The 26108-nt window shown below is 67.1% G+C and carries 25 protein-coding genes and 1 riboswitch; of the genes, 17 read left to right on the top strand and 8 right to left on the bottom strand.

Features of this window, described 5'->3' with window-relative positions; genetic code table 11:
- Positions 1–4 precede the first annotated feature (4 nt).
- Positions 5–643, top strand: a complete 639-nt coding sequence (locus AC1RLU_RS23520; protein ID WP_492798530.1) for a Vgb family protein — start codon at positions 5–7, stop codon at positions 641–643.
- A gap of 143 nt (positions 644–786) precedes the next feature.
- Here AC1RLU_RS23520 and AC1RLU_RS23515 read toward each other — a convergent pair whose 3' ends face one another.
- Positions 787–1950: a M20 aminoacylase family protein gene (locus AC1RLU_RS23515; protein ID WP_492798529.1), complete on the bottom strand. Its 1164-nt coding sequence runs from the start codon at positions 1948–1950 to the stop codon at positions 787–789.
- 182 nt (positions 1951–2132) lie between these two features.
- Here AC1RLU_RS23515 and AC1RLU_RS23510 point away from each other — a divergent pair, with 182 nt between their 5' ends.
- Entirely contained in the window at positions 2133–2837 is a 705-nt protein-coding gene (locus AC1RLU_RS23510; protein ID WP_091862111.1) for an SDR family oxidoreductase, read from the top strand.
- Positions 2838–2857: 20 nt separating this feature from the next.
- On the opposite strand, the gene AC1RLU_RS23505 is transcribed toward AC1RLU_RS23510, so the two are convergent.
- The 3 genes from AC1RLU_RS23505 to AC1RLU_RS23495 are packed head-to-tail and all read right to left on the bottom strand — an operon-like array spanning position 2858 to position 5816.
- Positions 2858–4375, bottom strand: coding sequence for a tripartite tricarboxylate transporter permease (locus tag AC1RLU_RS23505; protein ID WP_492798528.1), 1518 nt, complete (start codon positions 4373–4375; stop codon positions 2858–2860).
- Position 4376: 1 nt separating this feature from the next.
- Positions 4377–4802 (bottom strand): tripartite tricarboxylate transporter TctB family protein, encoded by a 426-nt coding sequence (locus AC1RLU_RS23500; protein ID WP_492798527.1) that lies wholly within the window; start codon positions 4800–4802, stop codon positions 4377–4379.
- Between the two features lie 42 nt (positions 4803–4844).
- Positions 4845–5816 (bottom strand): Bug family tripartite tricarboxylate transporter substrate binding protein, encoded by a 972-nt coding sequence (locus AC1RLU_RS23495; RefSeq protein ID WP_091862120.1) that lies wholly within the window; start codon positions 5814–5816, stop codon positions 4845–4847.
- Between the two features lie 209 nt (positions 5817–6025).
- Here AC1RLU_RS23495 and AC1RLU_RS23490 point away from each other — a divergent pair, with 209 nt between their 5' ends.
- The 5 genes from AC1RLU_RS23490 (at position 6026) to AC1RLU_RS23470 (ending at position 11731) form a co-directional block, all read left to right on the top strand.
- Positions 6026–7477 (top strand): bifunctional 2-methylcitrate dehydratase/aconitate hydratase, encoded by a 1452-nt coding sequence (locus tag AC1RLU_RS23490; RefSeq protein WP_492798526.1) that lies wholly within the window; start codon positions 6026–6028, stop codon positions 7475–7477.
- A 6-nt stretch (positions 7478–7483) separates the two neighbouring features.
- Positions 7484–8416: a methylisocitrate lyase gene (gene prpB, locus AC1RLU_RS23485; protein ID WP_492798525.1), complete on the top strand. Its 933-nt coding sequence runs from the start codon at positions 7484–7486 to the stop codon at positions 8414–8416.
- A gap of 105 nt (positions 8417–8521) precedes the next feature.
- Entirely contained in the window at positions 8522–9472 is a 951-nt protein-coding gene (locus tag AC1RLU_RS23480; RefSeq protein WP_492798524.1) for a Bug family tripartite tricarboxylate transporter substrate binding protein, read from the top strand.
- A gap of 240 nt (positions 9473–9712) precedes the next feature.
- A complete protein-coding gene (locus AC1RLU_RS23475; protein ID WP_492798523.1) occupies positions 9713–10198 on the top strand; it encodes a tripartite tricarboxylate transporter TctB family protein in 486 nt (161 codons plus the stop codon).
- 3 nt (positions 10199–10201) lie between these two features.
- A complete protein-coding gene (locus AC1RLU_RS23470; protein ID WP_492798522.1) occupies positions 10202–11731 on the top strand; it encodes a tripartite tricarboxylate transporter permease in 1530 nt (509 codons plus the stop codon).
- On the opposite strand, the gene AC1RLU_RS23465 is transcribed toward AC1RLU_RS23470, so the two are convergent.
- The gene (locus tag AC1RLU_RS23465) at positions 11728–12444 is read right to left on the bottom strand and encodes a GntR family transcriptional regulator (protein ID WP_492798521.1); all 717 of its coding nucleotides are present in this window, start codon (positions 12442–12444) and stop codon (positions 11728–11730) included. The genes AC1RLU_RS23470 and AC1RLU_RS23465 overlap by 4 nt on opposite strands.
- A 261-nt stretch (positions 12445–12705) precedes the next feature.
- Here AC1RLU_RS23465 and AC1RLU_RS23460 point away from each other — a divergent pair, with 261 nt between their 5' ends.
- The 10 genes from AC1RLU_RS23460 (at position 12706) to AC1RLU_RS23415 (ending at position 22120) form a co-directional block, all read left to right on the top strand.
- Positions 12706–13443, top strand: coding sequence for a 5-formyltetrahydrofolate cyclo-ligase (locus tag AC1RLU_RS23460; protein WP_492798520.1), 738 nt, complete (start codon positions 12706–12708; stop codon positions 13441–13443).
- Positions 13439–13637: riboswitch (cobalamin riboswitch) on the top strand. It overlaps the preceding gene by 5 nt.
- Before the next feature lie 122 nt (positions 13638–13759).
- The gene (locus AC1RLU_RS23455; protein WP_492798519.1) at positions 13760–15706 is read left to right on the top strand and encodes a TonB-dependent receptor plug domain-containing protein; all 1947 of its coding nucleotides are present in this window, start codon (positions 13760–13762) and stop codon (positions 15704–15706) included.
- The gene (locus AC1RLU_RS23450) at positions 15703–16563 is read left to right on the top strand and encodes an ABC transporter substrate-binding protein (RefSeq protein ID WP_492798518.1); all 861 of its coding nucleotides are present in this window, start codon (positions 15703–15705) and stop codon (positions 16561–16563) included. The genes AC1RLU_RS23455 and AC1RLU_RS23450 overlap by 4 nt, the downstream gene beginning before the upstream one ends.
- Positions 16560–17573: a FecCD family ABC transporter permease gene (locus tag AC1RLU_RS23445; RefSeq protein ID WP_492798517.1), complete on the top strand. Its 1014-nt coding sequence runs from the start codon at positions 16560–16562 to the stop codon at positions 17571–17573. Before AC1RLU_RS23450 ends, AC1RLU_RS23445 begins: the two co-directional genes overlap by 4 nt.
- The gene (locus AC1RLU_RS23440) at positions 17573–18364 is read left to right on the top strand and encodes an ABC transporter ATP-binding protein (protein WP_492798516.1); all 792 of its coding nucleotides are present in this window, start codon (positions 17573–17575) and stop codon (positions 18362–18364) included. The genes AC1RLU_RS23445 and AC1RLU_RS23440 overlap by 1 nt, the downstream gene beginning before the upstream one ends.
- On the top strand, positions 18361–19377 hold the full coding sequence (locus tag AC1RLU_RS23435; protein ID WP_492798515.1) for a DUF6925 family protein: 1017 nt from the start codon (positions 18361–18363) through the stop codon (positions 19375–19377). The genes AC1RLU_RS23440 and AC1RLU_RS23435 overlap by 4 nt, the downstream gene beginning before the upstream one ends.
- A gap of 123 nt (positions 19378–19500) precedes the next feature.
- Positions 19501–20139 carry a lysophospholipid acyltransferase family protein gene (locus AC1RLU_RS23430; RefSeq protein WP_492798514.1) on the top strand — a complete coding sequence of 213 codons (639 nt, stop codon included), beginning with the start codon at positions 19501–19503 and terminating at the stop codon, positions 20137–20139.
- Positions 20136–21086 (top strand): phosphatidate cytidylyltransferase, encoded by a 951-nt coding sequence (locus AC1RLU_RS23425; protein ID WP_492798513.1) that lies wholly within the window; start codon positions 20136–20138, stop codon positions 21084–21086. Before AC1RLU_RS23430 ends, AC1RLU_RS23425 begins: the two co-directional genes overlap by 4 nt.
- A complete protein-coding gene (locus tag AC1RLU_RS23420; RefSeq protein ID WP_492798512.1) occupies positions 21083–21472 on the top strand; it encodes a hypothetical protein in 390 nt (129 codons plus the stop codon). Before AC1RLU_RS23425 ends, AC1RLU_RS23420 begins: the two co-directional genes overlap by 4 nt.
- Before the next feature lie 3 nt (positions 21473–21475).
- Positions 21476–22120, top strand: a complete 645-nt coding sequence (locus AC1RLU_RS23415) for a CDP-alcohol phosphatidyltransferase family protein (RefSeq protein ID WP_492798511.1) — start codon at positions 21476–21478, stop codon at positions 22118–22120.
- Between the two features lie 12 nt (positions 22121–22132).
- Here AC1RLU_RS23415 and AC1RLU_RS23410 read toward each other — a convergent pair whose 3' ends face one another.
- From AC1RLU_RS23410 to AC1RLU_RS23400, 3 genes are read right to left on the bottom strand one after another with little or no spacing between them, the layout of a single operon-like run.
- Positions 22133–23278 (bottom strand): iron-containing alcohol dehydrogenase, encoded by a 1146-nt coding sequence (locus AC1RLU_RS23410; protein ID WP_492798510.1) that lies wholly within the window; start codon positions 23276–23278, stop codon positions 22133–22135.
- Positions 23278–24660 carry an aldehyde dehydrogenase family protein gene (locus AC1RLU_RS23405; protein ID WP_492798509.1) on the bottom strand — a complete coding sequence of 461 codons (1383 nt, stop codon included), beginning with the start codon at positions 24658–24660 and terminating at the stop codon, positions 23278–23280. Before AC1RLU_RS23405 ends, AC1RLU_RS23410 begins: the two co-directional genes overlap by 1 nt.
- Before the next feature lie 48 nt (positions 24661–24708).
- Positions 24709–26076 carry a glutamine synthetase family protein gene (locus AC1RLU_RS23400; protein ID WP_492798508.1) on the bottom strand — a complete coding sequence of 456 codons (1368 nt, stop codon included), beginning with the start codon at positions 26074–26076 and terminating at the stop codon, positions 24709–24711.
- Between the last annotated feature and the right edge of the window lie 32 nt (positions 26077–26108).

Genomic DNA, 26108 nt, shown 5'->3' with positions numbered 1-26108 from the left:
GGCTATGACGATCACAAACGCCGATATCACCCGTACCTACGGCCCGTTTCCAGGTGTCGAGAAGGTTCATGGCGTCAGTTTCGACGGCGCCAATGTCTGGTTCGCCTCCGGCGACCGACTGAACGCGCTCGATACCGTCAAGGGTGAGATCATTCGCACTATCGACGTGCCCGCCCATGCCGGCACGGCCTTCGACGGCACGCATCTCTTTCAGATCGCCGAGGACCGTATCCAGAAGATCGATCCGCAGACGGGCTCCGTGCTCGGCACGATCCCCGCACCCGGCAAGGGCGGCGATTCCGGGCTCGCCTGGGCCGAGGGCTCGCTCTGGGTCGGCCATTACCGCGAGCGCAAGATCCACCAGATCGACCCGGCCACGGGCAAGGTGCTGCGCAGCATCGAGACCAACCGCTTCGTCACCGGCGTGACCTGGGTCGACAGGGAGTTGTGGCACGGCACCTGGGAAGAGGGCGAAAGCGAATTGCGCCGGATCGACCCCGCGACCGGCAAGGTCCTTGACGCGCTCGCCATGCCGCCCGGGGGCGGCCTCTCCGGGCTGGAATCGGATGGCGCCGGGCTGTTCTATTGCGGCGACGGCGACAAGAGCACGCTGCGGGCCGTACGCCGGCCGAAGCGCACCTGAGTATTGGGACATGAGCCTGTTTGACACAGGCTCATGTCTACGCCGGCCGGAATAGGGTTTGGCTCCATAGATCAGGGGATGTTTGCAAGGCTCTTCCCCAGGAGTGCTGTCGCGGAAAAGATTTCTCCTTGTGCAGCCGAAGCTCAGCCCTCAGGCAGCCTGTGCCTGATGACCCCGGCATGGAACCGCGCGCCGTGGATCAGGCCGCCATCGTCGAAATCGTAGGACGGGTTGTGCAGAGGCGCCGAAGCCTCGCCGTTGCCGACATAGGCGAAACAGCCGGGCACATGGTCGAGGAAGCGGGCGAAATCCTCCGAGCCCGTCATCGGCTCGGATGCGATCGCGACATTGTCGTCGCCGAGCACGATCCGGGCGGCGGCGAGCGCTTCCTGCGAGAGCGCCGCGTCATTCACCAGCGGCACGAATTCGCGCGTATAGGTCAATTCGCAGACGAGATTGTAGCTCTCGGCCGTGCCGCGTGCGATGATGCCCATCTGGCGCTCGATCGCGGCGCTGACCTCGGGGCGGAAGCTGCGGGCGTCGCCGAGGATGCGGGCCGTCCCCGGCAGCACGTTGCGGGTGCCATCCGCCAGCAGCTCGGTCACCGAGACCACGGCGATGTCGGCCGGGCTCAGGCGGCGCGAGACGATGGTCTGGAGCTGCATCACCAGCGCGCAGGCGGCGACCAGAACTTCGCTGCCGGCATGGGGTTTTGCCGCATGGCCGCCGACGCCCTTCAGCACGATCTCGAAATTATCCTCGGCCGACATGAAGGAGCCGGCGCGCGTCTGGAACTGCCCGACGGCGAGGCCGGGCATGTTGTGCAGGCCGTAGATCTCGTCGAAGGGGAAGCGCTCCATCAGCCCGTCGTCGAGCATGGCGAGCGCGCCGCGGCCCCATTCTTCCGCCGGCTGGAACAGGAAGCGCACGGTGCCGTCGAAGCCGCCTTCCTCAGCCAGCAGCCTGGCCGCACCGAGCAGCATCGCGGTATGGCCGTCATGGCCGCAGGCATGCATCACGCCGGGTGTCTGCGAGCGATAGGGTTGTCCGCCCTGTTCGGTGATCCGCAATGCATCCATGTCCGCGCGGAGCGCGATAGCGCAGTTGCCGCTCCCGCGCTTGAGCGTGCCGACGACGCCGGTGCCGCCGACGCCCTCGACGACCTCGTCCAGGCCGAATTCACGCAGCTTCCCGGCGACGAAGGCGGCCGTCCGCTTCTCCTCGAAGCCGAATTCGGGATGGGTATGCAGGTGGCGGCGCCACGCTGTCATCTGCGACTGGAGATCGTCGAGATCGAGCTTGGACATCGGAGCAGCCTCGCTTCACAGGGATGCGAAGGGATAATGCAGATGCGCCGAAAGAAGCGCTGCAATCCTGTCGGCCGGATGCAAATTTCTTTCACCGAGTGGCAGGAGACGCGTTCGTCACGACCTGGCCGGAATGCTAGGAACGTCGCAGGATTTCGAGTCGGTCGATGCAGGAGGATGGAATGGCAGTGGACAAAGTAGCCCTGATCACGGCGGGCGGCAGCGGCATGGGCGCTGCGGCGGCAAGGCGCCTGGCGGAGGACGGTTTCGCCGTCGCCATCCTCTCCTCCTCCGGCAAGGGCGAGGCATTGGCGGCAGAGCTCGGCGGCATCGGCGTCACCGGCTCCAACCAGTCGAACGACGACCTGAAGCGCCTCGTCGATCTCGCCATGGAGCGCTGGGGGCGCGTCGACGTCCTCGTCAACAGCGCCGGCCACGGGCCGCGTGCGCCGATCCTCGACATCACCGACGAGGACTGGCACCGCGGCATGGATACCTATCTGCTCAACGTCATCCGGCCGGTCCGGCTGGTGACGCCGATCATGCAGCGCCAGAAGGCCGGCTCGATCGTCAACATCTCGACAGCCTGGGCTTTCGAGCCGAGCGCGATGTTCCCGACCTCGGCCGTGTTCCGGGCGGGACTGGCCTCCTTCACCAAGATCTTCGTCGATGCCTATGCGGCCGACAATATCCGCATGAACAACGTGCTGCCCGGCTGGATCGACAGCCTGCCGGCGACCGAGGAGCGGCGGCAGGGCGTGCCGATGCAGCGTTACGGCACCAGCGCTGAGATCGCCGGCACCATCGCCTTCCTGGCCTCGAAGGACGCCGCCTATATCACCGGCCAGAACCTCCGCGTCGACGGCGGCGTCACCCGCTCGATCTAAACCTTATTTCCGGGCGCCGTTCAGGCGCCCGGCTTTCCGGCCTCGGCCACCGGCACCGCCGGGTGAAGCTTCGGCTTGCGGATCAATGGCAGGCCGATCGCGACGATTGCCAGGAGCCAGAGAATGATGCTGGTCGGTGTCGAGAACAGGATCTCGTAGCCGCCATCTGACAAGGACAGCGCCCGGCGGAAATTGTCCTCCAGCAATCGCGCCAGCACGAAGGCCAGCATCAGCGGGATCAGCGGAATGCCGACCTTGCGCAAGGCATAGGCGAGGATGCCGATCCCGGTGGTGATGAGCAGCTCGAAGGCGGAATTCGAGACGGCGTAGACCCCGGCATAGGACAGGGCGAGGATGCCGGGATAGAGGATCCAGGCTGGCACCAGCAGCAATCGCGCGAACAGCCCCACCAGTGGCAGGTTGAGCACCAGCAGCATCAGATTGCCGATATACATCGAGGCGATCAGGCCCCAGGCGACCTCAGGCCGCTGGGTGAAGAGCAGTGGGCCGGGCGTGATCGAATACATCATGAAGGCGCCGAGCATCACCGCAGTCGTGCCGGAGCCTGGAATGCCGAGCGCCAGCATCGGCACCATCGAGGCGGTCTGCGCGGCGTTATCCGCAGTTTCGGGCGCTGCCAGGCCGCGCATGTCGCCCTTGCCGAAGCTGCCCTTGTCGGAGACGCGCTTCTCGGCGGTATAGGCCATGGCGGAGGCGACCGAGGCGCCGGTGCCGGGCAGCACGCCGAGGAAGAAGCCGATGCCGGTCGCGCGCAGCATCGCCGGCGTGCAGAACAGGATTTCCCGGAACGTCAGGCGCGCCCCGTCTCCGGTGCGCGAGACGGTCCCGCTGATCATCCCCTCCGCCAGCATCAGGATTTCGGCGACCGCGAAGAGGCCGATGGTCAGGCTGGTGAAGTCGATGCCGCCCAGGAGCTCGAGCGAGCCGAAGGTAAAGCGCTCGACGCCGGTGCCGCCATCGATGCCGACCATGGCGAGCAGGAGCCCGAGCGCGACCGCGATCCAGGTCTTGACCGCCTTGCCCTCGCTCATCGTGCCGAGCAGCGCGAAGGACAGCACCATCAGCGCGACATAATCGGCCGGGCCGAAGGACAACGCGAGCCGCGCCAGCGGCACGGCGAGGAAGGTCATCAGGACGACGGCGCTGGTGCCGCCGACGAAGCTGCCGATGCCGCTGATCGCGAGCGCCGCCGCGCCGCGCCCGGATTTGGCCAGCGGATAACCGTCGAGCGTCGTCATCACCAGCCCGGGATCGCCGGGGATGTTGAGCAGGATCGAGGAGATGCGGCCGCCATAGCCGCTGCCATAATAGAGCCCGGCGAGCAGGATCAGCGCCGTTTCCGGCGGCAATTTCAGCGCGAAGCAGAGCGGCAGTAGCAGGGCGACGGCATTGATCGGACCGATGCCGGGCAGTGCGCCGATCGCGGTGCCGAGCGCCACGCCGGCAAAGGCGACGGCAAGGTTGAGCGGGGTGAGCGCGACCTCGAAGCCGGTGATGAGGGCGGCGAATGCGTCCATCTCAGATTCCCAGCGGCCCGCGCGGCAATGGCAGGTCGAGCACCTTGTCGAGCAGCACGAAGAAGACGATGGCCGTGGCGACGGCCGAAACCGCTGCTGGCAGTGGCCGCGCGTGGAAGGCCAGCGCGGCCACGAAGCAGAGCAGAGCGGTGGCCGCGATGAAGCCGATCGGCAGCAGGAGCAGCGGGTAGATCAGGCTCGCCACGAGCACGGCGAGCGCGCGCGGCCATGTCCCGAACTCCAGCGCGACCGTTCCGGGGCGCAGCAACAGGATGGCTCCGCCCAGGATCAGGACGGCGCCGGTGATCGTCGGGAACATGCGCGGCCCGACCGGGTCGGCCGCGAAGGGCACATGCAGGGTCTGCGCGTGCCAGATCGCGCCCGCGCCGAGCAACGCACAGATCAACCCGACCAGGCGATCGATCATGATCTCCTCCCGTCCTGTTACCTTGGCGAAAGGCCTCTGCCGTTACTTGGCGAGGCCGACCTCGGCTGCCAGCGTCCGGAAATCGGCGGTCCGCTTCTTGGCGAAGGCGTCGAAATCAGCGCCGACCATGCTGAACTCGAACAGCCCCTGCTCGCCGCGCGCCTTCTGCCAGCGCGGATCGGCGTTGAGCTTGGTCAGAATGCCGGTCCAGTAGGCATAGGACGCTTCCGGTGCCTTCGGCGGCGCATAGAAGCCGCGCACGATCGGCCATTGCACGTCGTAGCCCTGCTCCTTGGCCGTCGGTACCTGCGCGAAGGCGCCGGGCAGTCGCTTCTCCGAGAAGGTCGCGAGCAGGCGAATCTCGCCGGCCTCGAGCTGGCCGCGCACCTCGGAGGCATCGCCGGGGAAGAGGTCGATATGGCCGCCGATCAAGGCGCCGATCGCCTCGCCGCCGCCCTCATAGGCGAGATAGCGCATCTTGCGCGGATCGACGCCGGCCGCCTTCAGGACGAGCGCCGGCTTCATCCAGTCCTGGCTGCCGACGGTGCCGCCGGCACCGACCTTGACCGAAGTCGGGTCCTTCTTCAGGGCCTCGACCACGTCGGCCAGCGTCTTGAAGCGGCTGTCCTTGCGCACGGCGAGCACGCCATAGTCGGCGCCGATCGCGCCGAGCCAGCGCACATCGGATTCGCTGAAGCGGCCGAACTTGCCCTGGGCGAGATTGACCCATGAGCCGGTCGAGACCGCGACGATGACATTGGGATCGGCGGCGCGCTGCGCCTGGATGTTGTTGTAGGCCACGGCGCCGATGCCGCCCGGCATGTTGGTGGTGCGGATCGACGGGCCGACCAGCCCGGTCTCGTTGAGCACGCGGCTGGTCAGCCGGCAGGTCAGGTCGAAGCCACCGCCGGGCGCGGCAGGGGCGATGCATTCCGGGTTCTGCGGCTGGAAGTCCTGCGCGTGGACGGTTGCCGAGAGCAGCAGCGCGCAGCAGGTGGCGATCGTTGTTCTCATGGCGTTCCTCCCAAATTCTTGTCGTTTCCGCCTGCGGTGGCGGGTTTGCGTCGCTATCCGGGCTCTTGCCAGCCCTGTTCGATTGTCGACAATTTTTAGATTAGCGAACCGGAACCGCTTGTCAAACGGGCGGGTCGATGTAATTTGTGTCGACAATAAAAGCTGGCCAGAACGAAAAGGCGGGCGATCGATGCGAGGAACGGCCGAAAATGGCGACATTCAACAACAATGAGCGTCCGGCTCCGGACGGCGTGCTGGTCGATATCGCCGACTATGTGCTGAACTATCGCGTCGAGAGCAGCCTCGCCTACGAGACCGCCCGCAACTGCCTGATCGACACGATGGGCTGCGGCATGGAGGCGCTCGAATACCCCGCCTGCACCAAGCTGCTCGGCCCCGTCGTTCCCGGCACGGTCGTGCCGAACGGCGCCCGCGTGCCCGGCACGCCCTACCAGCTCGATCCGATCCAGGCGGCCTTCAATTTCGGCACGATGATCCGCTGGCTGGATTTCAACGATTGCTGGCTCGCGGCCGAATGGGGCCATCCGTCCGACAATCTCGGCGGCATCCTCGCGGTCGCCGACTGGCTGTCGCGCACCGCGGTCGCGGCCGGCAAGGCGCCGCTGACCATGCGCGACGTTCTCACCGCGATGATCAAGGCGCACGAGATCCAGGGCTGTCTGGCGCTGGAGAACGCCTTCAACAAGGTCGGCATTGACCATGTCATCCTGGTCAAGGTCGCCTCGACCGCGGTGGTCGCCGGCATGCTCGGGCTTAGCCGCGACGAGATCGTCAACGCGCTCTCGCTCGCCTTCGTCGACGGCCAGGCGCTGCGCACCTATCGCCACGCTCCCAATGCCGGCTCGCGCAAGAGCTGGGCAGCGGGCGACGCCACCAGCCGCGCCGTCAGGCTCGCCCTGATCGCCCGCACCGGCGAGATGGGCTATCCCTCGGCGCTGTCAGCCAAGACCTGGGGCTTCTACGACGCCTCGTTCCGCGGCCAGAGCTTCAAGTTCCAGCGCCCTTACGGCTCCTATGTGATGGAGCACGTGCTGTTCAAGATTTCCTACCCGGCCGAGTTCCACTCGCAGACCGCGGTCGAGGCCGCGATGACGCTGCACGATCAGCTCAAGGCGATGGGTCGCAGCAGCGACGACATCGCCTCGATCAAAATCCGCACGCACGAAGCCTGCATCCGCATCATCGACAAGCGCGGCCCGCTGCATAACCCGGCCGATCGCGACCACACCATCCAGTACATGGTCGCCGTGCCCTTCATCTTCGGGCGCCTCACCGCCGCCGATTATGAGGACGATGTCGCCGCCGATCCGCGGATCGATGCGCTGCGCGACAAGATCGAATGCGTCGAGGACCCCGCCTTCACCAGGGACTATCACGACCCCGAGAAGCGCTCGATCGCCAACGGCATGACGGTGACGCTGAAGGACGGCACGGTGCTGCCCGAGCTCGTGGTCGAATACCCGATCGGCCACAAGCGCCGCCGCGCCGATGGCATCCCGCTGCTGGAAGCCAAGTTCCGCACCAATCTCGCCCGCCGTTTCGTCGAGAAGCGTCAGCGCCAGATCCTCGACGTCTCCCTGGATCAGGCCAGGCTCGAAGCGATCTCGGTCAACGATTACGTCGATCTCTACTGCAGCTGAGTGCCCATGCCCTATCTCGTCGCCTCCGATCTTCCGTCAGAGCCGGCCGGCCAGCGCTTCCGGGCGCTGGTCGAGCGCGGCGGCATCGCCCGCCTGCCCGGCGCCCATAACGGCATGGCCGCGATTCAGGCCAGGATGGCCGGCTTCGAGGGCTTGTATCTGTCGGGTGCGGCGATGACCGCCTCGATGGGTATCCCTGATCTTGGCATGATCACCGTCGACGAGGTCGCCTTCTTCATCCGCCAGATCGCGCGGGCCTCCGGCCTGCCGCTGCTGGTCGATGGTGATACCGGCTATGGCGAGGCGCTCAACGTCATGCACATGGTCCGCGTCTTCGAGGATGCGGGCGCCGGCGCGGTCCATATCGAGGACCAGCTCCTGCCGAAGAAATGCGGCCATCTCAACGACAAGAAGCTCGCCGACGCCCATGATATGGCGGCCAAGGTCGCTGCCGCCGTGAAGGCGCGCCGCCATCTCTACGTCATCGCGCGCACCGATGCCGCGGCGAGCGAGGGCATCGACGGCGCGGTCGCCCGTGCGAAGCTCTATCTCGAGGCGGGTGCGGACGCGATCTTCCCGGAGGCGCTGACAACGGCCGAGATGTTCCGCGAGTTCGCCAGCCGCGTGCCCGGTGTGCCGCTGCTCGCCAACATGACCGAGTTCGGCCGCACGCCCTTCTTCACCGCCTCGGAGTTTGAGGCGATGGGCTATCGCATGGTGATCTGGCCGGTTTCCTCGCTGCGCGTCGCCAACAAGGCGCAGGAGAAGCTCTACGCGGCGCTTGCCCGCGATGGCGGCACCCATGCCATGGTCGACCAGATGCAGACGAGGGCCGAGCTCTACAAGACGATCGGCCTCGCCGATTACGAGGCGCTCGACGCCTCGATCGTGGCGACGATCACGCCAGAAGGCATGCCGCAGCGCGAGCGCAGTGCATGAGGACACAAGGGCGCCGGACCAATCCGGCGCCCGAACCGCGGATGATGCGGCAAGAGAACGACCAGCCGAAAACGGCGGCGTAACGACAACGGGAGGAGATGAAAGATGCTGAAGCGTTTGACGATGGCCGGCGTCCTGGCCCTGGGGCTCGGCACTGGCGCAGCCCTGGCTGAGCCGGCGAAGGTAATGATTCCCGCCAATCCCGGCGGTGGCTGGGACGGGGCCGGGCGCCACACCATGGCGGCCTTTGCCCAGTCCAAGGTCTTCACGGACGGCGCGTCCTTCACCAACAAGGGCGGCGCTGCCGGCACGATCGGCCTCGCCGAATTCGTCCGCACCGCGAAGGGCGATGACAACGCCCTGCTGGTCACCGGCGTCATCATGGTCGGCGGTGTCATCACCAACCAGACGCCGGTCTCGCTCAAGGACACGACGCCGCTCTTGCGCTTGACCAACGAGTACAACGCCATCGCCGTGCCCGCGAACTCGCCGATCAAGACGCCGGCGGACTTCATCGCCGCGCTCAAGGCCGATCCCGGCGCGCTCTCCGTCGGCGGCGGCTCGGCCGGCGGCGCCGATCACGTCATGCTGGCGCTGCTCGCCAAGCATGCCGGTGCGCCCGTCGGCAAGATCAATTTCGTCGCCTTCTCCGGCGGCGAGATCCTGGCTGCGCTCGGCGGCGGCAAGATCAAGGCGGCGATCTCGGGCGCCTCGGAGTTCCGCGCCTTCGCCGAATCCGGACGCATCCGCATCATCGCGACCTCCGGCCCGACGCGGGTCGAAGGCCTCAACGCCCCGACACTGAAGGAAGCCGGTATCCCGGTCGAGGTCGGCAACTGGCGCGGCTTCGTCGGCGCGCCCGGCATGAGCGACGCCGCCAAGAAGACCTGGCTCGACCGTTTCGCCAAGCTCCACGCCACCAAGGAGTGGAAGGAGACGCTCAAGACCCAGGGCTGGGAGGACGCCTATCTGCCGGGCGACGCCTTCGACGCCTTCCTCAAGAGCGAGGACGCCAACTGGACGAGCGCGCTCAAGGAAGTCGGCATCCTGAAATAGCCTCCGTCGAAACCGAGCGGCGTGCACGAGCGCGCCGCCCGGCATCTATCGCTCAGAGCCCGTTTGGAAACAAAGCCCTCATCCTGAGGAGCCGCGATAGCGGCGTCTCGAAGGATGTTCCAGCGGGCATCCGAACCTCCTGAAGCATCCTTCGAGACGCCATTCCCAGAGGAATGGCTCCTCAGGATGAGGGCTCAGGGAGTTGCCGAACAGACGCGAAGGGCAAGGCAAATGTCGTCGATGAAGAACGGTTCGGCTGCGGCCGGCGGCGGGCGGCCCTGGTGGCTGGGGCTCGTCATCCTCGTGATGGGCGCAGTTTGGCTCAACGGTGCGCGCAGCATCGCCTCGACGACCAATTATGTCGGCCTCGGACCGTCCGCGATCGTGCTCGCGGTCGGGCTCGGCCTCGTCCTGCTCGGCTTCCTGCTGATCGTGCAGGCGCTGAAAGGACAGTTGGCGCCGCCCAGCGAGGACGAGGAGGAGGCGCCGTTCTCGCGCCCCGCCTTCCTGATGGCGCTGGCCGGCGTCGGCGTGCCGCTGCTGACGATCCGCTGGCTCGGCTTCCCGTTCAGCGCGATGCTGGCCTTCACGCTGGTGACCCATGCCTTCGGCTCGCGCCGCACCTTGCTCGATCTCGGCATCGGCGCGCTGATCGCCAGCCTCGCCTGGCTCGGCTTCTCCCGCCTCGGCATCAGCCTTGGCCCGTTCTTTCCGCTCTTGGGCTGAGCCATGGATATCCTGAACCAGTTGCTCGGCGGGTTCGCGGTTGCCTTGCAGCCGATGAACCTGTTCTGGGCCTTCGTCGGCTGCGGGCTCGGCACGGCGGTCGGCGTCCTGCCGGGCATCGGCCCGGCGCTGACGATCGCGCTGCTCCTGCCGGTGACCGCGCAGGTCAATCCGGCCTCCGCCTTCATCATGTTCGCCGGGATCCTCTACGGCGCGCTCTATGGCGGCTCGACCACCTCGATCCTGCTGAACACGCCGGGCGAAAGCGGCTCGGTGATGACGGCGCTCGAAGGCAACCGCATGGCAAGGCGCGGCCGTGGCGCAGCTGCACTGGCGACGGCGGCGATCGGCTCCTTCGTCGCCGGCACGATCGGCACACTGGCGCTGACCTTCCTCGCGCCGGCGATCGCCGAGCTCGCCTTCGTCTTCGGGCCGGAGGATTACTTCGCCCTGATGATACTGTCCTTCACCTCGGTCGCCGTGGTGATGGGGCGTTCGATGGTGCGGGGTTTCGCTGCGTTGTTCTTCGGGCTCGCGCTCGGGACGATCGGCATCGACACCCAGACCGGCCAGACCCGAATGGTCTTCGGCACGCTCGAACTGCTCGACGGCATCCCCTTCACCGTCGTGCTGGTCTCGCTCTTCGCGATCGGCGAGACGCTCTATGTCGCGAGCCGCAGCGGCGCAGCGCCGGCCGCGATCAACCCGCTCTCCGGCGGCAGCTGGATGACGAAGCAGGACTGGAAGCGCTCCTGGAAGCCCTGGCTGCGCGGCAGCGTCATCGGCTTTCCGATCGGTGCGCTGCCGGCGGGCGGGACGGAAATCCCGACCTTCCTCTCCTATGCGCTGGAGCGCCGCCTGACCCCGCATCCGGAGGAGTTCGGTCAGGGCGCGATCGAAGGCGTCGCCGGGCCCGAGGCCGCCAACAACGCGGCGGCGGCCGGCATCCTCGTGCCGCTCCTGACGCTCGGCCTGCCCTCCACCGCGACGGCGGCCGTGCTGCTCGCCGCCTTCCAGAACTACGGGCTTCAGCCCGGCCCGCTGCTGTTTGCCACCAACCCGGACCTGCTCTGGGGCCTGATCGCCTCGCTCTATATCGGCAACGTCATCCTGCTGATCCTGAACCTGCCGCTGGTCGGCATCTGGGTCCGGCTGCTGCTGATCCCCCGGCAATACATTTATGGCGGCATCGTCGTCTTCGCGATGGTCGGCGTCTGGGGCCTGTCGACCTCCTGGATGGACCTGGCGTTGATGTGCGGGCTTGGCCTCGTCGGCTATGTCGCGCGCGTCCATGATTTCCCGATCGCGCCGGCCCTGATCGGGCTGATCCTCGGCCCGCAGGCGGAAATCCAGCTCCGGCGTGCGCTCGCCGTCAGCCAGAACGACTGGAGCGTGCTGGTCGGCACGCCGATCGCCGCGACACTGCTTGCGGTCGCGGCGCTGGTGCTGATCGTACCGCCCGTGCTCGCGCGCCTGCGCCGACGCGCCAGTGCCGAAGAAGAGCCGGCGACCTCTGCGGGCGGAGCAGGTTAGCGCTTCGCTCCGGTCCGGCGCTTGCCCGGTTTGGTACCGACATTCGCGGCCAGCGCGGCCTGAAGCGCCATGCGCGCGGCGCGGATATGGCGCCGCATCAGGATTTCCGCGAGCTCGCCGTCGCGATGGCTGATCGCCTCGGTGATCCGCATGTGCTCGCGCCAGGCCTCGCGGCCGCGGCCCGGCACGGTCGAATGCAGGCGTCGGCACAGGCGCAGGCGCGGATAGAACTGCTCGCAGAGCAGTTCGGCGAGGATCGGGTTGCCGCTGCCCTTCGCGATCCGGCGGTGGAAATCGGCCTCCGGCTCGTCCTGGAGATAGGCGCCCATCGGGTTGCGCTCGATACCGTCGCGATGCCCCCGGACCAGGGCATCGAGCGCCGCGATCTCGGCTTCGCTCATGCTTTCGGCCGCGAGGCGGGCGGCCATGCCCTCTGTCGCCTCGCGCACGTCGAGCAGGGCGAGGAACTCGGCGGCGCTCGGCTCGGCGACGCGCGCGCCCTGGTTGGCGACATAGGTGACGAGCCCGCGTTCCTGCAGCCGCCGGATGGCTTCGCGGACCGGTGCGCGGCTGACTCCGAAGCGGCGGGCGATGGCCGGTTCGCTCAGTTTCTCGCCGGGCGCGATCTCCCCGGAAATGATGGCCGAGGAGAGATCGTCGTAGAGTTTTACGGTGACGCCCACGCTCGCGGGGGGCGGTGTCTCGGCCAGCATCGAGCGGGTGCCTATCTGCTTCTGATCCCGGCAGCATAGAGCATTTCCGTTTCCGATGGGTACCGGAGGTGCCGGCGAATTCGGTGGCCGTGCGCGGCCTTCATCGAAGGTTGCCATATTCCATCAACCTTGAATTCGGTTGATTGCATGACCTGTCTGCGCAGAATGCTCATGCGCCGCGGCTCCGATGTCCGGACCTTCGCGTAGCCTCGCTCGCGCCGAGGGTGGCTGGCGCGTCGTGGCGACGGAGGCCGGAAACCGATGGGCAAGGGCGACGACGATCTGAATGACTATGCCTCGCCGGCCTGCCTGCTGCATGAGGTCGATCCGGCCTATTCCGGGCTGACGCCACCGTCGCGAAATGTCGGGGAGAACCTGCCCGAGCCGAGCCTGAAGGAATGGCGGCGCTCCGAGCGGGCACGCTTGATCGCAGCCCGCCTGGCGATGTCGGCGCGCACGCGAAACGCGCTCGGGCGCCGGATCGCCGGCTATCTCGACGCGCTGATCGGTGATCCCGCTGGCGTCCTCGTCAGCGGCTACTGGCCGTTCCGTGGTGAACCGGACCTGCGAGACTGGTTCCGAAGCCTGCGCGAGCGCCGCGGTCTGGCTGCCTTGCCGGTCGTAGTCGAGCGCGGCAAGCCCCTGCTGTTCCGGCTCTGGCGCAAGGGCGAGAAGCTGGAGCGCGGCGTCTGGAACATTCCGGTGCCGGCTGCGGGCGAGCCGGTCTTCCCGCGGATCGTCATCGCGCCCCTGGTCGGCTTCGACGCGCAGGGCTACCGGCTGGGCTATGGCGGCGGCTTCTTCGACCGCACGCTCGCCGCCCTGCCGTCCTCCACGATCGCGGTCGGGGTCGGCTACGAGATGGCGGAGATGCCGACGATCCGCCCGCATGGCTTCGACATCCCGATGCACCATATCGTGACGGAAAACGGCATCAGGTCCCACGGCGGAAAGCGGGATCGAGAGCCTCCGTTTGACGCCGGCCCGATCTCCCCATAAGCCTGAGCGCGACGGTTCCCTCACGGGATCAAAAGGGAACGCGGTGCGGGTGGCGAGCCACCCCATGCCGCGGCTGCCCCCGCAACTGTAAGCGGCGAGCCTTTCGCCATACGCCACTGGGGCCTCGGACCTGGGAAGGCGGCGAAAGGCAACGACCCGCGAGCCAGGAGACCTGCCGTCAGCCGTGGTCACACGCGGACACGTTCGGCCGGGGTGCGCCGATCGCTGATTCGACCGTTCGCCGTCTTTCGCACGGCAGATGGGAGATCGCGTTCGCGGTGACGTGCCACTGACGTCAACGCCCGAGGTCTCCATCGTGAAATTCTTCCTTCCGGCCGCCGGACGCGGCCGCCTGCTGCTCTCCATGTCCTGCCTGACCATTGCCGGCGCTGCAGCCCCGGCTTTCGCCCAGAACGCTCCCGCCACGATGGCGCTCGACGAGATCGTCGTCAGCGCCACGGGAACGCCGACGCCTGCCCGCGAAGTCGCGAGCGCCGTCACCGTCATCACCGCCAGGGATATCGAACAGCAGCAGCGCCGCACCTTGCCGCAGGCACTCGCCGCGGTGCCCGGCCTCAACATCGTGCAGACCGGTGGGCCGGGCGGCCTGACCTCGGTTTTCATGCGCGGCACCAATTCCAACCACGTCAAGGTGCTGATCGACGGCATCGAGGCCAACGACCCTTCAGCCCCGAACCGCTCCTTCGATTTCGGCTCTATGCTGACCGAGGATATCGAGCGCATCGAGGTTTTGCGCGGTCCCCAGAGCGGCCTCTACGGTGCTAATGCGCTGGGCGGCGTCATCTCGGTGACCACGAAGCGCGGCGAGGGACCACCGAAGATGACGGCCCGCGTGGAAGGCGGCTCGCATGGCAGCTTCAACCAGTCCCTCGGCTTCAGCGGCGGTGATGCGCGCTTCAACTATGCCTTCAATGCCAGCCATTTCCGGGCCGATGGCACCGAGGTGACGCCGCCGAACCTCGTGCCGCCCGGCCGCCGGACCAATCCGAACATCTTCGACAATTACAGCTATTCCGGCCGCCTCGGCTTTGCGCTCACCGACACGCTGACGCTGAACTGGGTCGGCCGCTATCAGGACGGCCAGCTGCGCTATACCAGCGATGCCGGCTTCCCGAGCACGCCCTCGCCCTATCGCTCCCTGCAGAACTATGCGCAGGCCTTCACCCGTGGCGAGGTCATCTGGGACCCGCTCAGTGGGCGCTTCGTCAACACCTTCGGCGTCTCCTATTCGCGGCAGGACAGGGGGACGCGGACAGCGTCCGCGGTAACCGGCCTGCTCGGCCTGCCCAATCAGAGCCTCGGCGAGCGCACCAAGCTCGACTGGCGCGGCAATCTCGAGATCATCAAGGGCCACAACCTGATCATGGGCCTGCAATATGAGCGCGAGCGTCTGGACACGACGAGCCTCATCGCCTCGAACGGCAACAAGGCCGCCTGGCTCGAATACCAGGGCAATATCGAGGATCGCTATTTCCTGGCGGCCAATATCCGCCGCGACCATGACGACAGCTATGGCGGCCATACGACGTACCGCATCGCGCCGGCCGTCATCATTCCCGGCACGGAAACCAAGCTGAAGGCGAGCTACGGCACCGGTTTCAAGGCGCCGACGCTGAGCGAGCTCTTCATCGATTACCGCCCCGGCTACAACTTCTTCGGCAATCCGAACCTGAAGCCGGAGGAAAGCCGCGGCTGGGATGTCGGCTTCGAGCAGCCGCTCTTCGACAAGCGCCTGCAATTCGGCGCGAGCTGGTTCCAGAACGACATCGACAACCTGATCGTCACCAATGTCACGCGCGATTCCTACGCCAATATCGGCAAGGCCAGAACGAAGGGCATCGAGGCCTTCGCCGCGCTGGAAATCTCGCCCCAGTTCCGCATCCGCGCCGACTACACCTTCACCCTCGCCAAGGACGAGATCGCCCGGCAGGAACTGTTGCGTCGGCCGCGCCACAAGGCGAGCGCGACCGCGACCTGGACGCCGACCGACAGGCTCAGCCTCTCGGCGACGCTGATCCATATCGGCTCCTGGGTCGACGGCAATCGCGACTTCTCGGTCCCGCGCATGCGCGCGAAGGGGGCGACGCTGGTCAACCTCGCCGCTGAGTACAAGGCGACCGACAAGGTGACGGTGTTCGGGCGGGTCGATAACCTCTTCGACAAGCGCTGGGAGAATCCGGTCGGCTTCCTCGTGCCGGGCCTCGGCGTCTTCGGCGGTATCAAGTTGGCCATCGGCGGATGAACCTGCCTCTCGTCCTGCGCCGCCTGTGTGGCGCCTGCCTCCTGCCCATCGCGCTTGCGGGCGCGATGGCATCGGTCTCGCTTGCTGCGGATCGGCCGGCCCGCATCGTCTCGCTCAACATGTGCACGGACGAGCTCGTCCTGCGCCTGGCCGATCCCGATCGCATCGCTTCGGTGACATGGCTGTCGCAGGACCCGCGCAACGCCAACATGGCGGGCGCCGCCCGCCTGATACCGGCCAATCACGGGCTTGCCGAGGAAGTCTTGGGCTTTCACCCCGATCTCGTCGTCGCCGGCGCCTATACGACGCGCGCTACGGTTTCGCTGCTCGGGCAGGTCGGGATCGGCGTCAGGGAATTCGGCGTTCCCCGCAATCTCGCGGAGATGAAGGCGCAGATCACCGAGATGGCCGATGTTCTCGGCGAGCCCGCCCGCGGGCAGGCCTTGCTCGCCGGGATCGAACAGCGCTTGCAGGCCCTGGCCGCTCGGCGTGTCGAGCGGCCGTTGCGGGCGATCGTGCTGCGTCCCAGCGGCTTCACGGTCGGTCGCGGCTCGCTCGTCGACGAGATCCTGACCCGCGCCGGCCTCGTCAATATCGCGGCCGAGCTGGGCGTCGAGAGCTATGGCCAGATCGCGCTCGAAACCGTGGCGCTGGGCGGTGCCGAAATCCTGATCCTGAACGAGACGCCGGACGGCCCGCCGTCTCTGGCGCACGAGATCCTGCACCATCCGGTGATCGACCGGCTTGGCGACCGGCTGAAGCTCGTCGCTCTGCCGTCGCGGCTCTGGACCTGCGCCGGCCCGAGCGTGCTCGACGCGATCGAATTGCTGGTGCGTGCCGTGGAGGAGAAGCCATGATGCCGGACGCTTCGCCTGGCATCAGGCCGGCGCCGCTGCTGGGATTGCTTGCCCTCGCCACTCTGGCGATGACCGCGATCTCCATGGCCGTCGGCTACGCGCCATTGGCGCTCGGCCCGGCGGTGACGGACCTCCTCGCGGGGCAAAAGAGCCTGCCGGCGCTCGTGCTCTATGAACTGCGTCTGCCGCGCGCCCTGCTCGGCGCCCTCGTCGGTTTCAGCCTCGGCATGGCCGGCGCGGCGATGCAGGGATTGTTGCGTAATCCGCTGGCCGAACCGGGCGTGATCGGCATCTCCAGTGCGGCGGCCTTCGGTGCCGTCCTCGTCTTCTATAGCGGGCTCTCCGCCAGCCTTGCGCTCGCCCTGCCACTCGGAGGGATCGCGGGCGCGCTGCTGGCAACCGTGATCCTCTTCATCCTGCTCGGCCGTGGCGCCGGTACGACCACGCTGATCCTCGCCGGCGTGGCGCTCAACAGCTTCGCTGGCGCGGCGACGGCGCTCGCGCTCAATCTCGCACCGAACCCTTATGCAGCGCTGGAGATCGTGTTCTGGCTGATGGGCTCGCTGGCCGACCGGAGCATGAACCATGTCGCCCTCGTCCTGCCCCTGATGTTGCTCGGCTGGGCCCTGATCGTCTCGACGGCGCCCGCCCTCGATGCGCTCAGCCTTGGCGAGGATACAGCCGCGAGCCTCGGCTTCGACCTTGCCTGGCTGCGCGCGCGCTTGATCGGGGGCGCGGCCCTCGCCGTCGGCAGCGCGGTCGCCGTGACCGGCGCGATCGGCTTCGTCGGCCTCGTCGTGCCGCATCTGCTGCGCCCGCTGGTCGGGCACCGGCCGGGCCGATTGCTGGTCGCCTCCGGTTTCGGCGGCGCCATTCTCGTGCTCGCGGCCGATATCGGCGTCCGGCTCATGCCGGTCCGGCCGGAGCTCAAGCTCGGCGTGGTCACCGCGCTGATCGGCGCGCCCTTCCTCTTCGCGCTGGTGCAGCGCCTGCGCCGGGAGACCTTGTGATGGCGATCACGGCTTCCGGCATCACGGTTTCACTCGGCGGCAAGCCGATCCTGCAAGAGGTCGATGCCCAGGTCCGGCCGGACGAGGTGCTCGGCTTGATCGGTCCCAACGGCGCCGGCAAGACGACCTTGCTGCGGGTTCTGGCCGCACTGCTCACACCAGACTGTGGCAGCGTCGATTACGACGGCGCCTCGGCGCGCGCGCTGGGGCGAGCGGCACTGGCGCGCCGCATCGCTTTTCTGGCCCAAGGCGGTGAGGCGCCGGGGGCGCTCTCCGTCGAGGCTTTGGTCGGGCTCGGCCGCTTGCCGCATCGCCGCCCCTTCGCTGAGTCGGGGGATGCGGATCGACAGGCGGTCACGCGGGCATTGGCGCTTTGCGACGTCACCGGCTTTGCCGGTCGCGCTGTCGGCACGCTCTCGGGCGGGGAGCGTCGTCGCGTCCTGCTGGCGCGGGCGCTCGCGGTGGAGGCGCCTTATCTCCTCGCGGACGAGCCTCTGGCAGGGCTCGACCCTCAGCACCAGCTCGACACCTTGCAACTGCTGCGCAGGATCAGCCGTGAGGGCACCGGAGTGGTCGTCGTGCTGCACGATCTGACGCTCGCGGGCCGCTTCTGCGACCGGCTCCTGCTGCTCGATCACGGTCGCCGGGTCGCCGACGGAGCGCCGGCGGACGTCTTCGACGATAGCAGGCTCGTGCAGGTCTTCGGCATCCAGGCGATGCGCGGCTCCCATGCCGGTGAACCCTTCCTCCTCCCCTGGCGCAGGCTCGACAACGGAAAGACAGCTTCATGATCGGAACCGACACGGTGCGCACCATCCTGCGCGATCATCTTCTCGACACCGGCAGCCAATGGAATCTCGGCACTTTCGGCGCCATCGCGGAATTCATGCGCGACGCGGGCGAGCCGGTCGAGATCGTCGATGAACCGGATCGGCTTTTGGTGACGACGGCGCGCGGCGGAATCGGCTTCGGCACGCTCGACGGCGTCCGTCTCCTCGCATCCGAAAGCGCCGTCGGGAGCGGCTGGAATCACCGCGTCGCGCTCTGCCTGCCCGAGGATTCCTGCGCGATGAACCGGCGCACTGTCCTGACCGAACTCGGCCCGGATGCAGGCGCACTGCGTCCACAGGATGCGGCGGGCATCCTGTTCGACATGGGGCTCGGCACGCTCCAGGCCGATATCTGCATCCGCACCGCCGACGCGACCCTGATCGCCGTGCTCCGGGCGAAGGCCGGGCGTTCCCTGTTCGAGCCCGGCAATCCCGCGATGGGCGCGATCGTTGCGGCGGGACCGCACCGGGTCTTCATCGCCCGCTTCGGCCGCTGCGAGGTTTATCAGCCGATTCCGCCGGCCGATGGCCGTAGCCCGGAGGGACCGCATACGCATGTGCTGCCCCAACTCCTGCGCAGTGGACGTACCCATGCGGCGACCGAGCCGGTGCCCGATGGTTTCGTGCCCTGCGCCCATCTCGTGCCCGCTCATCCGCTCAAGGATGGCTTGGGCAGCCCCCACGCATTCGACCGCGAGGCCTTCCAGGCGTTCGAAACGCTTGTCGATCGCTTCGGCGACCCCGCGCTGATCGCACTGAAGCGAAGCGCGAAGCAGGCCATCGCGGCCGGCCATGCTCCCGATGCTTTCGAGGCGCCGCGCAGTCGCTTCGGGCGGCAGGCGCTGCGCATCTTCCTCAGGCAGGCGGCTTTCGACGGCGGCGACAAGGCGCGACTGAGCGCATGGTCCGCGGCGTTCGATCAGCGCGAGGCCGATTCCGAGGACGGCACGGCGCCCGATCCCTACGGACATTGAAGCCACGAAGCGTTGTCCCCGGCTGTCGCAGCTGCTGCCCTTGCGTCGGCGAGCCGCCGATATCGACAGCGCCTGAAACAGACGCTACCTCCTTTGCGCGGCTAACGGGGGCGAGATCGGCGAATGCGTGAGGCAGGGGCAAGTCTGGCTGGCGCGCTCATTCTCTTCTTCGCCCGCTTCATCACGGCCGTGCGTGGCCGCTGGGTAGGCGTCGAGCCCAGCGACGAGCAGCGCATCTACTTCGCCAACCATGCCAGCCATGGCGATTTCGTCCTGATCTGGACCGTGCTGCCGCGGCGCATGCGCTTCGCGACCCGGCCGGTTGCCGGAAGCGACTACTGGCTGAAAAGCGGCCTGCGCCGCTTTATCGGCCGCGACGTCTTCAATGCCGTGCTGATCGACCGCGACCGCGAGAGCCGCACCAGCGACCCGATCATCCAGATGACTGAGGCGCTCGATGCCGGCTCCTCGCTGATCGTCTTCCCCGAGGGCACGCGCAACACCACCGATGCCCGCCTGCTGCCGTTCAAGAGCGGCCTGTTTCATCTGGCGCAGGCGCGACCGAACGTGGCGCTGGTGCCGGCCTGGATCGACAATCTCAACCGCGTCATGCCCAAGGGCGAGTTCGTGCCGATCCCCCTGATCTGCACGGTCACCTTCGGCGCGCCGCTTCGCCTTGCCGATGGCGAGGGCAAGCAGGACTTCCTGGCGCGGGCCGAAGCCGCGCTGCTCGCCCTGTCCCCGAAGGCGAACGCGCCATGACGATGCCGCATCCCGATCTGGTGGCCGTGCTCGCCGGCATCCTCGGCGTCCTCGTCGTCGCCTCGACAATCGGCTTCGTGCTGCAGCGCAAGCTCTCGCCCGATGGCTCCAATGCCGTGGTCGAGAACCTGAACGACCGCATCCGGGCCTGGTGGATCATGGTCGTGCTGATGGGGCTCGCGCTCATCGGCGGCAAGACCGGCGTGACCCTGCTCTTCGGCTTCTGCTCCTTCGCGGCCTTGCGCGAATTCATCACATTGACCGATACGCGCCGCGCCGACCACTGGGCGCTGGCCGCGGCTTTCTTCGTCGTGCTGCCGGTGCAGTACTACCTGATCTGGATCGAGTGGTACGGGCTCTATTCGATCTTCATTCCCGTCTACGCCTTCCTGCTGATGCCGATCATCGCGGCAGCCCGCGGCGATACAGACCATTTCCTCGTCCGCATCGCCGAAGTGCAGTGGGCACTGATGATCTGCGTCTTCGCCACCTCGCATGTGCCGGCGCTGCTCAGCCTCGACATTGCCGGTTACGAGGGCCGCAATGTCCTTCTGATCGCCTTCCTCGTCATCGTCGTGCAGATCAGCGACGTCCTGCAATATGTCTGGGGCAAGCTCATCGGCCGCACCAAGATCGCGCCGAAGCTCTCGCCATCGAAGACGGTCGAAGGCTTCGTCGGCGGGGCGCTCAGCGCGACCGCGGTCGGCGCCGGCCTGTCCTGGATGACGCCGTTCACAGCCCTGCAGGCCGCCTTCCTCTCGCTCGTCATCGTCCTTCTGGGCTTCTGCGGCGGGCTCGTCATGTCGGCGATCAAGCGCGACCGCGGCGTCAAGGACTGGGGCCATCTGATCGCCGGCCATGGCGGCTTCATCGACCGGCTCGACTCGGTCGTCTTCTCCGCCCCGATCTTCTTCCATCTCGTTCGCTACGGCTGGTCGGCTGTATGAGCGGACCGCCCGCGCGCCTGATGCGGAGCAGCATCGTCCATGTCGGCTTCGCCTTCCTCGCCATGGGCGGCTGGGCCGCCTTCGCCAACCGCGCCCATCCGATGCCGGCGCCGCTCCAGGCCGGGCTGCTGCAGGGCGCGATCTCGGCGACGATCACGCTCGTCCTGAAACGCGCGATCGAATATCTCGCCAGCCGCTTCTCGGGCCTCGCCGCCCTGCTGGCGCCGCCCGCGATCGCGGGCCTCGTCTCCGCGACACTGCTGACGATCCTGCACACGGTCAGTGGCACGCCCGAGATCGCGAAGACGATCGCCGTGCCGCTGACCGTCGCGACGAGCTACGCGGCGCTCTACAATTATTCGCTCTGGCGCATCCGGAAGGCCTGAACCATGGCGCAGGACGAGAACCGCCGCCCGCTCTCCAGCCGCGATTCCGGCTGGGCCCGCACGATCGCCCGCAAGCTGAGCACGGCTTCGGTGACGCCGAACCAGATCTCGATGGCGAGCATGGTCATGGCGACCGGCGCAGGCATCGCCTTCTGGCAGGCGGGCGCAGCTAGCGGCGGTTCCCGCGTCGCTCTGTTGCTGGCAGCCGCGCTATTCTGCCAGTTCAGGCTGCTCTGCAACCTCTTCGACGGCATGGTGGCGATCGAGGGCGGCAAGCAGGCGCCTGACGGGCCATTCTGGAACGAATTCCCGGATCGCGTCGCCGATATCCTCATATTCGTCGGCGTCGGTTACGGTGCAGGCGTTCCGACGCTGGGCTGGGCGGCGGCGGCCTTTGCAGTGTTGACCGCCTATACCCGCGAGCTCGGCCGCAATTGCGGCCTGCCGGCCGATTTCTCCGGCCCGATGGCCAAGCAGCATCGCATGGCTGTGATCACGGCGGCGGCGGTGCTGTCGCTGCTGGAGCCGCTCTGGAGCGGCCACAATCAGGTTCTCGTCGGCGCGCTCTGGCTCATCGCTGTTGGCGCTGCGATCACCGCGATCCGGCGCGCGGCGAACATCGTCCGCCAATTGCGCGCCGGTCGGTAGTCACTCTCGATCTCAGATCGATTCGATCAGCAGCTTGCGCGCCGCATCGACCGTCAGCTCCACCGGATTGCCGCCGGTCGAGGGATCGGCCACGGCGGCTTCGGCCAGCTCGTCGATCCGGTCGGTGCCGACGCCGAGCGCGCCGAGCTTGTCGGGAATGCCGAGATCGGAGCGCAGCTTCAGCACGAAATCGTAGAAGCCGTCGAAGCCCCCCGCGATGCCGAGATAGGCAGCAGCCGCGGCGATCCTCTCCTCGATCGCCGGGCGGTTGAAGCGCAGCACCGGCGGCATCACCACGGCGTTCGTGGTGCCGTGATGGGTGTGGTAGACCGCGCCGACCGGGTGGGAGAGCGAGTGGATCGCGCCCAGCCCCTTCTGGAAGGCGACGGCGCCCATCGCGGCAGCGGCCATCATCTGCGTGCGCGCCTCGATATCCCCGCCATCGGCATAGGCTCGTGGCAGATAGGTCTTCACCAATCGCATGCCTTCGAGCGCGATGCCCTGGCTCATCGGGTGGAAGAACGGCGAGGAATAGGCTTCCAGGCAATGCGCGAAGGCGTCCATGCCGGTGCCCGCCGTGATCGCCTTGGGCATGCCGACCGTGAGCTCGGGGTCGCAGATCGTCACGCCCGGCAGGAATTTGGGGTGGAAGATGATCTTCTTGGTATGGGTCTGCGAATTGGTGATGACCGAGGCGCGGCCGACCTCGGAGCCGGTGCCCGCCGTTGTCGGCACCGCCACGATCGGCGCGATGCCCTCGATCGAGGCGCGCGTCCACCAGTCGCCGACATCCTCGAAGTCCCAGACCGGCCGGGTCTGGCCGGCCATGAAGGCCACGCATTTGCCGAGATCGAGGCCGGAGCCGCCGCCGAAGGCGACGACGCCGTCATGCCCGCCCGCTTTGAAGGCGCGGACGCCGTCATCGAGATTGCGCTCGTTCGGGTTGGGGTCGACATCGGCGAAGATCGCCCGGCCGAGCCCGCCGGCCTCAAGGATGTCGAGCGCATTGGCCGTGATCGCCATCGTCGCCAGCCCGCGATCGGTGACGAGCAGCGGCCGCTTCATGCCGAGCGCCTTGCAGTGATCGGCCAGTTCCCTGATCCGCCCGGCGCCCAGCTTGACGGCGGTCGGATAGCTCCAGTTCGCGGTGATCGGCATCAGCCAGCTCTCTTCAGATGGTAGGATTTCGGACGGGTGAGATTGTGGAAGCCGATGACCGAGAGCGAGCCGCCGCGCCCGGTCTCCTTGACGCCGGTCCAGCACAGGGCCGGGTCGAGATAATCGGCACGGTTCATGAAGACGGTACCGGTTTCGAGGCTCTCGCCCAAACGGGCGGCACGCTCGGCATCGCCGGTCCAGAGCGAGACGGTAAGGCCGTATTTCGAGTCGTTCATCCGCGCGAGGGCCTCGGCATCGTCGCGCACCTTCATGATGCCGACCGCCGGGCCGAAGGTCTCCTCGCGCATGATCGTCATGGAATGGTCGACATCGACCAGGATCTGCGGCGCGAGATAGGCGCCGTCATCATCCTGCGGGAAAAGCTTGGGGTCGACCAGCGCCCGCGCGCCCTTAGCGGTCGCCTCCGCGATCTGCTCGCGCACCACCTGAGCGAAGCGCTTGTGCGCCATCGGACCGAGCGAAGTCTCGGGATCGAGCGGGTTGCCGAGCCGGTAATTCGAGACCCAGGCGACCGATTTCTCGACGAAGGCATCGTAGAGGCTCTCATGGACGTAGATGCGCTCGATGCCGCAGCAGCATTGCCCGGAATTGAAGGTCGCGCCGTCCATCAGCGTGTCGACAGCCTTGTCGAGATCGGCGTCCTCCATCACATAGCCGGGGTCCTTGCCGCCGAGCTCCAGCCCGATCCCGGTGAAGGTCCCGGCGGCGGCGCGCTCGATCGCCTGACCGCCCGCGACCGAGCCGGTGAAATTGATGAAGTCGAACTGCTTCTCGGCGATCAGGCGCGACGAGGTCTCATGGTCGAGGAAGACATTGGCGAAGACCTCTTCCGGCACGCCCCCCTCATGGAAAGCCCGCGCCAATCGCTCGCCGGTGAGCAGCGTCTGGCTGGCATGCTTGAGGATGACCGCATTGCCGGCGATCAGCGCCGGCGCGACCGAGTTGATCGCGGTCATGTAGGGATAGTTCCACGGCGCGATCACGAAGACGACGCCATGCGGCTCGCGCGCGATGGAACGCTTGAAGGCGGCGCTGTCCTCGATGACAACAGGCGCCAGAGCCTCGCCAGCGATCGAGGCCATGTAGTTCGAGCGCTCGTTGAAGCCCTTGAACTCGCCGCCATATTTCACCGGCCGGCCCATCTGCCAGGCGAGTTCGGTTACCACCTCCTGGCCCATCTCGTTGAGCCGCGCGACGCCTTTGAGCACCAGCGCGATGCGCTCGTCGAGCGGGCGCTTCGCCCAGGTCTTCTGCGCCTTGCGGGCGCGGGCGACCACGGCCTTGGCCTCGTCGAAGCTCAGGGCCGGCCGCTCGGCATAGACCGAACCGTCCACCGGCGACATGCATCGGATCATCGTCATCGTCACTATCCGTCTGGCTGAAATTCGCTGCTGGGGGAGGGAGCCGGGTCAGGCGCGTTCGAAGCCGCGCTTCACTTCCCAATCGGTGATCCGGCGGTCGTATTCCTCCTGCTCCCATTCTGCGGCGCGGACATAATGGTCGATCACGTCGTCGCCGAAGGCCTTGCGCAGCATCGCCGAGCCCTTCAGCGCCACGGTCGCATCGCGCAGGGTCTTGGGGATTTCGCGGACGTCCCGGCCACCATAGGCGTCGCCGACGAAGGCCTCCTCCAGCTCCATCTTCTTCTCGATGCCGTCGATGCCGGCCGCGAGCAGCGCCGCCATGGCGAGATAGGGGTTGAGGTCCGAGCCGCCGACCCGGCATTCGATGCGGATGCCCTTGGTGCCGGCGCCACAGAGCCGGTAGCCGGCGGTGCGATTATCGGCGCTCCAGATCGCCTTGGTTGGCGCGAAGGTGCCGGCGACGAAGCGCTTGTAGGAATTGATATAGGGCGCGAGGAAACCGGTGATGTCGGAAGCATGCGCGAGCAGCCCCGCCACATAGTTCCGCATCAGCGGCGACATGCCGTATTTCGCCTGCGCATCGAGGAAATGCGGCGTCTTGCCGTCGGCGCTCCAGAGCGACTGGTGGATATGCGAGGAGGAGCCGGCATGCGCATTGCTCCACTTGGCGAGGAAGGTGATCGACTTGCCCTGCGCCCAGGCGATCTCCTTGCAGGCGTTCTTGATGATCGCGTGCCGGTCCGCCATCGTCAGCGCGTCGGCATAGCGCACATTGATCTCCTCCTGCCCGGCCGAAGCCTCGCCCTTGGAGTTCTCGACCGGGATGCCGGCGCCCTGCAATCCGTTGCGGATCGCGCGCATCACCGCCTCTTCCTTGGTGGTCTGGAAGATGTGGTAGTCCTCGTTGTAGCTGCTCGCGGTCTTGAGGTCGCGATAGCCGCTGGCGCAGGCGTTCTCGTAGCTCTGGTCGAACAGGAAGAATTCGAGCTCGGTCGCCATATAGGCCTTGAGGCCCATCGCCTCGAGCCGCCTGACCTGCTTCTTCAGCACCGCACGCGGCGAATGCGGGATGTCATGGCCGTGATGGTCCTGCACGTCGCAGAGCACGAGCGCCGTGCCCTCCAGCCACGGCACCCGGCACAGCGTCGAGAGGTCCGGCTTCATGGTGTAGTCGCCATAACCGGCGGCCCAGCTTGTCGCAGCATAGCCGGCTACGGTTTCCATCTCCATGTCGGTGGCCAACAGGTAGTTGCAGCTATGTGTCTCGTGATGCCCGCTTTCCAGGAAGAAGGCGGCATGGAAGCGCTTGCCCATCAGGCGCCCCTGCATGTCGACCAGGCAGGCGAGCACCGTATCGATGCGGCCGGCGGCGACATCCTCTTTTAGAGCGTCGAGCGTGTAGGCTTGAGTCATGCCGGTCATCCATCCCCGATGCGCGATCTTCA

It is taken from the genome of Allobosea sp. GW822-FHT05A11 (assembly GCF_058800455.1).
The sequence above is the reverse complement of the archived record's forward strand: the minus strand, read 5'-3'. Positions and strand labels throughout refer to the sequence as shown.